This window comes from Paenibacillus sp. NN59, assembly GCF_057597225.1.
In genome coordinates, this window is record NZ_CP199678.1 from 5,370,614 (window position 1) to 5,382,381 (window position 11,768).

11 protein-coding genes are annotated in these 11,768 nt (G+C 46.8%); 2 read left to right on the forward strand and 9 right to left on the reverse strand.

Features of this window, described 5'->3' with window-relative positions; all coding sequences use genetic code 11:
- Positions 1-321 precede the first annotated feature (321 nt).
- Positions 322-1,482, reverse strand: coding sequence for a Gfo/Idh/MocA family oxidoreductase (locus ACT89M_RS23470; protein WP_154891089.1), 1,161 nt, complete (start codon positions 1,480-1,482; stop codon positions 322-324).
- A gap of 115 nt (positions 1,483-1,597) precedes the next feature.
- Between ACT89M_RS23470 and ACT89M_RS23475 the strand changes: the two genes are divergently transcribed.
- Positions 1,598-2,503, forward strand: a complete 906-nt coding sequence (locus ACT89M_RS23475) for a helix-turn-helix domain-containing protein (protein WP_487344850.1) — start codon at positions 1,598-1,600, stop codon at positions 2,501-2,503.
- A gap of 9 nt (positions 2,504-2,512) precedes the next feature.
- Here the strand turns inward: ACT89M_RS23475 and ACT89M_RS23480 are convergent, their stop codons facing one another.
- The 4 genes from ACT89M_RS23480 to ACT89M_RS23495 form a co-directional block, all read right to left on the reverse strand.
- The gene (locus ACT89M_RS23480) at positions 2,513-3,280 is read right to left on the reverse strand and encodes a DUF3600 domain-containing protein (protein ID WP_154891091.1); all 768 of its coding nucleotides are present in this window, start codon (positions 3,278-3,280) and stop codon (positions 2,513-2,515) included.
- Complete coding sequence (locus ACT89M_RS23485) at positions 3,267-3,860, reverse strand: sigma-70 family RNA polymerase sigma factor (protein WP_253491451.1); 594 nt, start codon at positions 3,858-3,860, stop codon at positions 3,267-3,269. Before ACT89M_RS23485 ends, ACT89M_RS23480 begins: the two co-directional genes overlap by 14 nt.
- Before the next feature lie 253 nt (positions 3,861-4,113).
- Positions 4,114-4,902, reverse strand: coding sequence for a TrmH family RNA methyltransferase (locus tag ACT89M_RS23490; RefSeq protein WP_154891092.1), 789 nt, complete (start codon positions 4,900-4,902; stop codon positions 4,114-4,116).
- A gap of 42 nt (positions 4,903-4,944) precedes the next feature.
- Complete coding sequence (locus tag ACT89M_RS23495) at positions 4,945-5,607, reverse strand: potassium channel family protein (protein ID WP_090919680.1); 663 nt, start codon at positions 5,605-5,607, stop codon at positions 4,945-4,947.
- A 168-nt stretch (positions 5,608-5,775) separates the two neighbouring features.
- Between ACT89M_RS23495 and sspI the strand changes: the two genes are divergently transcribed.
- Positions 5,776-6,009 (forward strand): small acid-soluble spore protein SspI, encoded by a 234-nt coding sequence (sspI, locus tag ACT89M_RS23500; protein WP_036673259.1) that lies wholly within the window; start codon positions 5,776-5,778, stop codon positions 6,007-6,009.
- 157 nt (positions 6,010-6,166) lie between these two features.
- Here the strand turns inward: sspI and ACT89M_RS23505 are convergent, their stop codons facing one another.
- The 4 genes from ACT89M_RS23505 to ACT89M_RS23520 all read right to left on the reverse strand — a co-directional run bounded on the left by ACT89M_RS23505 (position 6,167) and on the right by ACT89M_RS23520 (position 11,600).
- Positions 6,167-7,750 carry a peptide chain release factor 3 gene (locus tag ACT89M_RS23505; RefSeq protein ID WP_090919682.1) on the reverse strand — a complete coding sequence of 528 codons (1,584 nt, stop codon included), beginning with the start codon at positions 7,748-7,750 and terminating at the stop codon, positions 6,167-6,169.
- Positions 7,751-8,146: 396 nt separating this feature from the next.
- Positions 8,147-8,545: a DoxX family protein gene (locus tag ACT89M_RS23510; RefSeq protein ID WP_053783291.1), complete on the reverse strand. Its 399-nt coding sequence runs from the start codon at positions 8,543-8,545 to the stop codon at positions 8,147-8,149.
- Positions 8,546-9,040: 495 nt separating this feature from the next.
- Positions 9,041-10,591 (reverse strand): glucose-6-phosphate dehydrogenase, encoded by a 1,551-nt coding sequence (zwf, locus tag ACT89M_RS23515; protein WP_154891094.1) that lies wholly within the window; start codon positions 10,589-10,591, stop codon positions 9,041-9,043.
- A gap of 178 nt (positions 10,592-10,769) precedes the next feature.
- Complete coding sequence (locus ACT89M_RS23520) at positions 10,770-11,600, reverse strand: YwmB family TATA-box binding protein (RefSeq protein ID WP_487344851.1); 831 nt, start codon at positions 11,598-11,600, stop codon at positions 10,770-10,772.
- Positions 11,601-11,768: the final 168 nt, after the last annotated feature.

Consider the following 11,768-nt stretch of genomic DNA (forward strand, 5'->3'; position numbering starts at 1 on the left):
TTTCTCCTCCTCTGTTTTAATTCCAAAGACCTAATACTTTGGTTCTAATCTCTTGAAAAGGGTATCATATAAATTACAAACTAACAATATTTTCATGCTATAGAATTCTTTTTTTCCCACTCCACATTTTTCTTCCACTTCATCTGCCCTGTTGATCGGGATTCAGTTCATCATTGCCAAAACTCTATGTTAATGTTCACCATCTTATTTTAATTTTTATTAAAAAAACACACTTTATCATAGATAAAGTGCCATCTTTCTCATTTTTATTTTTTTGTTGCTTATTGAGGTACTACTTATCGAACGTTATCTTATCTGTGTTTACTCTTCATCCAATCGGCGTCCAAGCGTAATACCTATATCCTCAAAATTTTCAACAGACGACTTCTTCTCGTAAAAGTGAACCACATGCCGCATCATACTCTCTCTGGAATAAAATGTATCGTCCGATGGTATTGGAAAAACCACCTTCTCCCCCGTACTTGCAGACTTATAAATCCCAACAATTAGCTCCAGTGTATTCCGTCCGCTCTCCCCATCAACAACTAGCGATGTCCCATACTCTATAGCATCCAACACATTCTCGACCTGTCCGGCGTGGCCTGAATGAATAACTTCCGGCAATGCATCATACTGCTGCTGAAGCTTACGTTCAAGATCCGGATTAGGTTCGGGGAATCCATGACTTTGCGAAGTGGATGCGACCACTTTCCAGGGAACGGACACGCGGGCTTCTTTTCCTTGAAAAATCAACTGCTGCTCCTCTCCGTGATGTACCACGGAACTTGTAATCATACCCACTGCTCCCTGGCTGAAGCGTAGCATCGCCATAGATATGTCCTCCACCTCGGCATTATCATGCGCCGTATTGGCCATCATCGCCTGCACTTCGATGGGCGCCCCCATCATCCAGAGCATGGCATCTATATGATGTACCGCATGATTAAGCGTACAGCCGCCGCCTTCTTTTTCCCATGTCCCGCGCCACCACAGATCATAATAGGAATGTCCCCGCCACCAGTAGGAGTCCACTTGAACATGGAGAATCGGCCCCATATGCCGGCTATCCAGGACGCTTTTAAGCTTCATCATGGGAGTGGTAAAACGATTCTGGGCAACAACCGACAGCAGTGTGCCGCTATCCTGCGCTGCTTTCAGCATCTGGTCCGCTTCCTCTAATGAAGAAGCCATCGGTTTTTCAACTAATACATGCTTGCCGGCCTTCATGAAATCACACGCGATGGAAGCATGAGTATATGGAGGTGTACAGATCGATACAAGATCAATATCGTTTTGAAGTAGTTCATGATAATCCGCTACTGCCACAGCATCGTGTAGTCCGTATTCTTCAATTCGTTTTTGCGCTTTTTCCATATACACATCGACTACTACCACAATCCGGCACCGCTCCGGGAACTTCATATACGCAGAGATATGCGCATTACTAATCGCACCCGCACCAATAATAGCTACATTAATCATCACTCTATCCCTCCCTTAGTTTCTTCACAATACCTCAGAATAGAGCGCTTTTATGCATGTATTCTGTGATAAAATATAACTATCTTGCGATGGTAAGGGAGGTCATATGGTTTCTATGCCACATATAAGTGATAGGCAATTCAGCCTGGTATGTCGCCGTACATCCCGTGCAACCTTTCGTGAGGTTTTTCATGCTCATTCACAACTGGAATTAACATATATTCATGACGGTTACGGGCAGTTGATTACCGAGGGAAAGGTATTTCCACTTGAACCGGGTACACTTATGATTTTCCGCCCCTTTCAGATGCACCATGTGCAAATTCAGGTATCTGAAGCACACCCATTTGTACGCACGGTGCTTATGGTGGAGTTAGAGTTACTACACGCCTATTGGCCACACTTCATAACCACGCATCATTTTACCGAGCACCTTCTCAACGAGCAGCATTCTATTCAACCTATCTTTCTCTTACCCAATTCACTACTCATTCAGCGAATGGAACATTTCGGAGAACAATACCCTGAGTTATTACCTCATGAGCTTGCTGAAGATGCTTGTCTTTTTGTACTGGATGTACTGACGCAACTACGTCACATCTGGAACAGAACAGCCCGTCTCCCGGATCAGTATTTGTCAAACCAACCAACAGGTCATTCAGAAATCATTGATCCCCACGCCCAAGCAACCATGCAGTGGATTAAGCAACACTATGGGGAACCTTTTCGTTTAGAACACATTGCGAGTGAGTTGCATCTCTCTGCCTATCACCTGTCCCATGTGTTTAAAAAGGCGACCGGCACCAGCATTATTGCATATGCTCAGGCCACCCGTATTCGTCAAGCCTGCATACTGCTTGGTCGTACATCTTTATCCATTCCTGAGATCGGCCACCGTGTCGGCATGTCTAGCCCCTCTTATTTTTGCAAAGTATTTCGTAAAACCACCGGCACCACACCACACCAATATCGGTTGAGGATGAGAGGTAGCCATGAGATGGGACGGACGGAAAAAGAATAGCTAGCATAATCAGCGCACATGCAGCCCGATCTTTTCCAAATACACACTCATACGTTCTGTTAATTGATCCAGTTCAGCCCGCTGTTCATTGGATAACCGATCCATGTGATAGCTTCCGTCCGTGTCTTCCACTGTCGTCTTGTACGTCTTCATCTGTTCATATACAGATCTAAAATCGGCATATTCTTCCTTCGTAAATAACTTTTCTGCCTTGGTAAACTGTTCCGCCCAAAATTCATCCTCGTCCATAAGTCTCGGTGAAACAGGTATAGCTGTTGACGAATTATTCTCTAACCCTTCCATTTTATTGAAAAAGGGTTGCAACTTTGCCGTGATCTGCTTGTATTTTTCCTGCTCCTCCTTACTCCAGCTATCCGGATTCATTTTCCCCTGGGCATCAGCATGGGTCAATGCCATCTGTGCAAATTGTTTGAGCAGTCCCATATATAATACGAATTCACTTTCCGTAAAATAAGCCTGTGCCTGTTGCAGCTTTGCTTCCAATCGCTCATAATCCGCTACAGTGCCTCCTAAGGCAGTGATGTTATGTGGCGAGCTGTATATACTGTCAGCCAGATAGGTATACCCTGCGTAAGCTCCTGTAGGGATAATAAGTACGGCCGCGAGCAATGCAGTAACCCACCATTTTCTGCCGCGAGTTAGGAGAGACGATTTTTTTCGAACGTCATGGAGTACGTTATGTTTGACACGAGCCGAGATAATCCAATCTTTCGTTTCCTCCTGATATGCCGACCGTAACTGTTCATCCAATTTCATTGGCATTGTCCACCTTTCTCGCAAATTCGGAGTGCAGTTGTTGCTGCTGTCTCAGCTTGGTAAGTGCCGCATGGATTCGAGATTTGACCGTCCCCAGCGGGATATCTAAAATGTCAGCGACTTCTTCCTGGGTATACTCGTTCAAATAGTGTAATGTAACCACCTGTTGCAACTTGTAAGGCAGACGCTGTACTTGCGCCAGTAAGGGACGATTGGCCAATCTATGGATTAGTTGGGACGAGAAATCAACTTCCATGCCCGTATCGGTATCCATCTGTTCAATCCGTTGCTTGAAGCGAAACTGCATCATTTTCCTGCGTCGATAACTCTTGACCTGTCGCATGCTAACCCCCATTAACCATGGCCGAAAAGCACGTCCAGTATCATATCGTGCCAGGGATCGATAAGCCTGAATATAAATCTCCTGCACCAGATCCTCAGCATCCGCCGCATCATGCACTAGAAAACGAACCGTACGATACACATCCGTTACCGTCTTCTCATATAACTCTCCATAAGCTTCATGGTCTCCAGCCAAGGTCAGTTTCACCAATGTTATGTACTCATTCTCTTCACTCATTTCCCATCCCCTTTCTGCTGATACTATATATTGGTTTAGGTCTATGATATCGTTCGATTTAATTTGGTGAATTCAATCCTGAATAAAAATAAAACCTATTCCAGACACTTCATATTGAAGGTGGAATAGGTCATTCAATGTTTCACATCATCACCAAAAAGACTGAAATCTGCTGAGGGAAAACCCTCACTTTTTCCAGTCTCCATTCAATTGGTGGAGGTAATAGGGGTGGATAATAAGGGTAGGTACTATTTCAACCCATCCGCTGCCGCATCGCTTCAAACAACAATATCGTTGCTGCCATCGCGGCGTTAAGCGACTCCGCTTGTCCTTGCATCGGAATCGTAATTGCGTCATCTACGAGCTGTGCCGTGGTATCTGAGATGCCCTTGCCTTCATTGCCAATGACAAGCCACACCGGCTGGGTAAAATCATAACTGTAACACGAATGCTCTGCCTGCAAAGAGGTGCTAACCAGCCTCACACCTGCAGCTTTTGCCTCAGGAAGCAACGTCTGCAATTCTCCCTCCACAATCGGCAAATGGAACAAAGAGCCCATCGTTGAACGAATCGTTTTCGGGTTATACACATCTGCACAACCAGTGCCAAGAACAACACCTGCGGCTCCGGCAGCATCCGCACTGCGAATGATCGTGCCCACATTTCCGGGATCTTGCACATTGTCCAGCACAACCACCAAACCTTGCGGCTCTGCAATCAGACTTTGTAGCGGCTCTTTGCTTTTTCGCACGATTGCAAATACCGGCTGAGGGGTCATCGTATCCGTACATTTGGCGATCACGGCAGGAGACACACTGACCCACTCGACTCGCTTCAGTGGATTCTCTAGTCCTGCCAGCTCTACAGGCACTCCCTGCTCACCGTCGTACACGATACACTCCAGATCAGCTCCGGCACGTAGCGCTTCCTGTACGAGATGAATGCCTTCGATTATATATTTATGTTGACGGGTTCGATGCTTTTTCTCCAGCAACTGTGCCCACTCTTTTACACGTGTATTTTGCGGTGATACAATATCCATCGTTCCATCCTTCCCATTTTCGGGCTCATTATTATTCCTTAATCACTTCGGATAGGCCAGCTCAAGCTTCGTCAGATGATCCTTGTGCCCCACAATAACCAGCACATCTCCATCTGCAATCCGATCCTCGGCATAAGGGGAGATGTTCATTGAACCTCCGCTTTTAATGGCCATAACGTTACAGCCGAAACGTGCCCGAATGTTCAGCTCCAGCAGGTTTTTGCCAATCATCTGCTCGGATGCTCTGATCTCCAAAATGCTGTAATCCTCGGATAATTCAATATAGTCCAGAATGTTGGGTGATGTTAAGTGATGCGCTACACGCAGACCCATATCCCGTTCCGGGTAAATGACTTTGTCCGCACCAATCTTCTGCAACACCTTGCCATGTAACTCATTTTGAGCCTTTACAATCAGCACGGGTACACCCATATCCTTCAATATCAAAGTAGTCAAAATACTCGCCTGTATATCTTCACCAATCGCTACAACAACAACGTCAAAATTACGTATCCCCAGCGCTCGCAGGGCTTCTTCATCCGTTGAGTCTGCCGATACTGCATGGGTTACCACATTGGACATCTCCTGCGTCCGCTGCTCGTTCGCATCAATCGCCAGCACGTCAAATCCCATGCCGCTCAGTGCATTCGCTATACTTGATCCGAATCGTCCCATACCGATTACAGCATATTGTTTCTTCGCCATCAGGGTATTTAACCTCCCGCTGCATTACGGCAAGACGCACCAGTTCTGGTACGATGCCAACGTAAATAATCCTTCGTAGTATACCACAAAGACGGAAAAACTTGAATGCGCTCACCCTCCACAGGGAACAGTAATACAGCAGCCGAATAAACCGAGGAGGGAATTGCGATGCCCATTACATTAAGCCTGCGTGAAGCGATTGTTCATAAGGTTCATGACAAAAGTGATGACCAGCTCCGGGAGATGATCGAAGGTTCAGTAGACGGACCCGAAGCAGCGTTGCCTGGACTTGGCGCCATTTTCGAGATGATCTGGAAGAACACAGAGCCTGCCAAGCAGGAGGAACTGATTCAGATCGCGCAGGAGCATCTGCACACCATTCCCGTACAACCGCTTCGATAATTGAAGCACTGACGGGTGAAGGGAACCATCAAACCGTTTGTTCTGTCTGCAAAAAAAAGCTCCCCTAACCCGGCAGGATAAATTCTGCCTATAGGTAAGGTGAAGCAAAAAATCCCTCCACCACCCGGCGGAGGGATTTCATTATATCAAGATAACATTAAGGCGCAGTTTCAAGGAACTTCGCTGTCGGATTTTTATCGATCGCCGTTCTCATCGCATATTCATTTTCGAAAAGTACAACGTAATTGCCCTTTTTATCTTTTACCAGGGCAGAGTTAATCCGGAATTTGCTCGGGTCTAAGTTCTCGTCCACGATCCAGCGGGCAAACTGATACTGCATCCGTTGCAACTGCACATCTACCCCATATTCACCCTTCATCCGGTATTCGAATACCTCGAACTGGAGCTGACCGACTACGCCCAGAATGGTCTCATCAAAGCTCACCGTGTTAAATACCTGAATGGTACCTTCCTCCGTAAGCTGATCGATCCCTTTTTGATACTGTTTGTGTTTCAAGGCATTTTTAACCGTTACCTTTGCAAAAATCTCTGGCGAAAACGTTGGCAACTCATCAAATACGACTTCACTGCCCTGACTCAGCGAATCACCAATCCGGAAAATTCCCGGATCGAACAGACCGATGATGTCGCCAGCATAAGCCTCTTCGACGATATCCCTATCCTGTGCCAGGAATTGCTGCGGTTGGGACAGCTTAATTTCTTTGCCTACACGATTATGCTTCACGCTCATGCCGCGCTCGAACTTACCGGACACAATACGCAAGAACGCGATCCGGTCGCGGTGTGCAGGGTTCATGTTCGCCTGAATTTTGAATACATAACCCGTGAACTTCTCATTCGTTGGTTCAATTTCGCCAGCGGTACTGCGGCGCGGTTCTGGCTTCGGAGCCAGCTCCAGGAAATTTTCAAGGAACGTCTGCACACCAAAATTGTTGATGGCACTACCGAAGAAAATCGGAGTCAGTTCACCCTTCTGTACCTTTTCCATATCAAATGGGTCACCTGCTACATCCAGAAGCTCAAGCTCCTGACATAGCTGATCATGCAGGTACTCACCCGCCATCTCGCGGATAATCGGATCTTTGTATCCATCGACTTTTTGCACTTTGATCGTCGAATGATCGTCGCCTTGGAACAGCTCCACCTGATTTTTCATCCGGTCGTACACACCGCACAGATCACGGCCTGTACCAATCGGCCAGTTCATAGGGACGGAGCGAATACCCAATACGTTTTCCAGTTCTTCCATCAGGTCAAACGGACTTTGTCCCTCACGGTCCAGTTTGTTGATAAACGTAAAGATCGGAATGCCACGCTTCGCACATACCTGGAACAATTTGATCGTCTGTGCCTCGACACCTTTTGCCACGTCAATCAACATCACCGCGCTGTCGGCAGCTGTCAGTGTACGATACGTGTCTTCACTGAAGTCTTGGTGACCTGGAGTATCCAAAATGTTAACCCGATGATCCAGATAATCGAACTGCATGACAGAGGACGTAACCGAGATCCCCCGCTGTTTCTCGATTTCCATCCAGTCACTTGTCGCGTGTTTGCTTGCTTTCCGGGCTTTAACTGTTCCCGCAAGGCGAATCGCGCCCCCGAACAACAGTAGCTTCTCGGTCAAAGTTGTTTTACCCGCATCGGGGTGAGAGATAATGGCAAACGTGCGACGTTTGTCCACTTCCTTTTGAAGAATGTTATTTGCAGCTTTGCTCATAGCGTCTATCCCTTTCATCCGTTCATTCACGTTAATCCGGCCAGTGCCGGTCGTCCATAGATTCACTCGGTAAACTTTCAAACGTAGTTGTAAACTCTAAAACTTTATGCCACCCGGCTAAGCCGGTTGATTATAAACTCGCATGTCATCCTCATCATCAGAGGTACACGATAAATTCATTTTACACATTTACAATGGAGTTCATCCTTTCAGATCGGTGCTTCCATTCATGCTTTTTCCGTCGTTCTCAATTCAACTCTCCTATTGTACCATAATCTGTGCCGAAAATAACCGATTACGTTCCACCAATTCAACACTTTTCTTCGCAAAAAAAAGAACCCTTCCGCCATGTAACTGGCATCCGGGTTCCTCTCATGTCTTACAGATCATTCGATTTTAGAAAATCAGTGCATCCAGCGCATATTGCCCGCCGCCTGTCAGAGCCAGAGCTACGCCCACCACAAGGATAGCGAGGTTATACTCGAATCCGTTCTGTGTAGACCAGTAACCGTTAGCACCATGTACTTTAACGATGGCAATCACCATGGTCAGTGCGATCAGGATTCCACCTACTGGTGTCAGCAGACCCAGCGCGAGCAGCAATCCGCCGCCAAATTCAGCAAGTCCTGCCAGCAAAGCAACGAGTGCACCAGGTTTCATGCCCATCGATTCAAACCAACCGCCTGTACCTTTGATGCCGTAACCCCCGAACCATCCAAACAGCTTCTGTGCCCCGTGCGCCATGAACGACAAACCAATCACCAAACGAATCAACAACAACCCTACATCCAACATCAATTTCTTTTCCTCCATTCGATATATACAAAATAGTATTCTTAGATTAAAGATATTATGCGAAAATTTTTTCATGATACTGTCTGCCCGCAAACCCCTTCAACTGGTTTACCTTTTAGCTCATGAATGTTCCTCTGCGTCGGATTTATATATCATTTTTTTGACCGAACACAGCAGGTCTTTTGCTTAACTCTTTAACTCATGTGTTGAGTATAAGTTATTCACTTACTTTTTGTCAACAACTTAATTTAAATTATTTATTTCCTTTTGGTGGAACCTCTTTGGATCTACTTCTATGTCCGTGACTTCGATTCACTATCAACAGAAAAAAGCCTGAAAGACCGCATCTCTCATGAGATCTTCCAAAGCCCTCTTTTAACACAGATAGTTGAACTAAAGGGAGTTACACAGAGCATTCCGATGGGAAACCACCTGAACATTCGTGTTATCCCTTAATAACCTTTAAATTCCTTTATGGTCGATTCCCTCATGAGCTTAACCATTCACATGCCAAATGACGCTATCCTCATCCTGCCCATTCACCGGCCACCAGTGGAAACCATCCTGCTCCAGCAGCTTCGCTGTCTCCTCCGGGCCCCACGTTCCTGCGGGATATGTGTGCAATTCACCCTGATTACGGCCCCAAGCAGCCGCGATTCGGTCGACAAAAGACCATGCGGTCGCCACCTCATCCCAGCGGGTGAAGTACGTGGAATCGCCTTCTGCTGCATCATGCAGCAGGCGCTCATAAGCTTCGGGCGAGTTGATTCCGATCATGCAGCTCTGACAAAAGTCCATCGCCAGGGGCTGAATCTCGGAATCCGAGCCCGGCTTTTTGGCATTAATTTTAATATAAATGCCTTCCATCGGATTTACCCGAATCACGAGCAGATTCGGCTCCAGCTTATATTTTTTACCGAGGTATACGTTGTTCGGCATCGATTTGAACTCAACCACAATTTCCGTAGTTTTCACCGGCAGACGTTTGCCTGTCCGAATGTAAAACGGCACACCAGCCCAGCGAAAGTTATCAACGAATACGCGTGCTGCAAAATACGTCTCCGTATTGGACTCCGGATCAACCTTGTCTTCCTGACGGTAGCCCGGAAGCGGTTTGCCTCGGGACTCCCCTTCCGTATACTGGGCACGTACCACGTTGTTACGCACATCTTCATCCGACGTAAACTCACGCAACGAACGAAGCACCTTCACCTTTTCATCCCGGATATCCTCCGGGAACAGACGGCTTGGCGGTTCCATCGCAATCATCGTCAGCATCTGCAACATATGATTCTGACCCATATCACGGAGTGCACCGGAGTGGTCATAATATCCTCCACGCTCCTCTACACCAACTGTCTCACCTAGTGTAATCTGAACATTGGCGATGTGTTTATTGTTCCAGAGCGGTTCGAAGAAGGCGTTCCCGAAGCGAATCACTTCGATATTTTGCACCATTTCCTTGCCCAGGTAGTGATCAATCCGATAGATTTCCTCTTCCTTAAACACCTCGCGAATCTGTTCATTCAGCTTCTCGGCCGATGGCAGATCATATCCGAACGGCTTCTCAATCACCAGACGATTCCATCCACTGCCCTCCAGCATGCCGCCATCTCTCAAACTGTACGACACACTGCCAAACAACTCAGGCGCCAGTGCCAGATAGAACAGCCGATTTCCCGGTGTTTTGAATTTGGATTCCAGCTGTTCGGTCTGCTCCCGCAGTTCCCGGAACCCGTCCACGTTGTTGATGTCCAGTGATTTGTATTCAAAATGCTCGGCAAAAGCGTTCCACTCCTGCGAATCCCCTGCCCGATAACGGCAGAACTCTTGGATAGATTCAAGAAGATCGTCCCGGAACTGTTCCTGTGACCTCGGACGTCTGGCTACGCCAATAACCGCAAAGTCATCAGCAAGCTTGCCTTCACGGTATAAACTGTAGATGGCCGGAAACAACTTCCGGCGGGCCAAATCTCCCGTTGCTCCAAAAATGAAAAACACTGCACCTGGTGTCTGTACTTCATTTTGCATCTGTTTATTGTCCATAGGCTCCTCTTTCCTCCGGGAAGACCTTCTTATCCGCTTCCCGAGCTATGTAATAGTGTTCAGTTCAGTCGATCTCAACAAACCAAATAACAATTACCAGCAAGTCCCAACTTGGATGTGATGATATTTTAGCATATCCCCTGCCGGGAATCAGCTACAATATCATTACCTCCATCAATTAATATTCAATCGTGATCACCGGAAAACCGACAGTAACACGTGCATTATTCTGTCCACTGACTTGATGTACCGCAAGCTGCATATTTAATAGGTGCGAGCCGCTCATAATCTCCAAAGGTAACTCTTTCTCCTGATAGGAAACACTGGCTGTAGCTCCATCCTCATAACGCTCAACTGCTATCATTTCCAGTTCATCAGAGAGCTTGGCTTCCAGCGCCGCTAACTGTTCACTGGCCTTTCTCTCCGCACCAGCCTGAGCCATATTGGATACCTCTATTGTGGCTGGCTTGTCATTCCCTTCATTCATCTCACTTAACTTGCCCTGTACGGACATATTCCAGCTTGCTTCGTTCAAGTCGTGTTCAGTCATTGCCTCTGCCACCTGACCATGTAATGCAAGCAATGCCTGACGATCCAGTTTTGCTCTTCCTGCCAGCTGCACGATCACATAATATTCATCCTGTTCTGTACTCGCCACATTAAGCAACAACCCTATTGGGGATTCTGAAACGCCAACTTTTCCCTGGCTTCGATAGACCTCATGTCCGGTTTGAACATCCTGAACGGGAGCTTCAAGTCCCAGATCTGCTGCCAGCTTCATAGCTTGCATACGAGCATCTCCGTGGCCTGCGACTTGCCATTTGATCACCCATTGATCTGCATGTTTGATAACTGCATCTGCTGTATGTAACAATTGCTCCAGTTCTGCCACTTCGGTACCAGAACCTTTCGTTTCTACTTCTACATTCGCTGCATATACCTGTGTAACTCCGATTAAAATTATAATGGCTATGGCAATGACCCCTGTATTCATCCAACGTTTTATCAAGTGAATTCCCCCATTCGCTCCGCCAATCTATGAATCTATCAACAGCATGCCCTCTTCCGGCTTGACCTATACCCTTTTACGAGACTCTCTCTATGTGTGCATACAAAAAAAGCTCATCCACCACGTTAGGGCAGAACGAGCTTTCCGTTATATTCAACCTTGATTCTT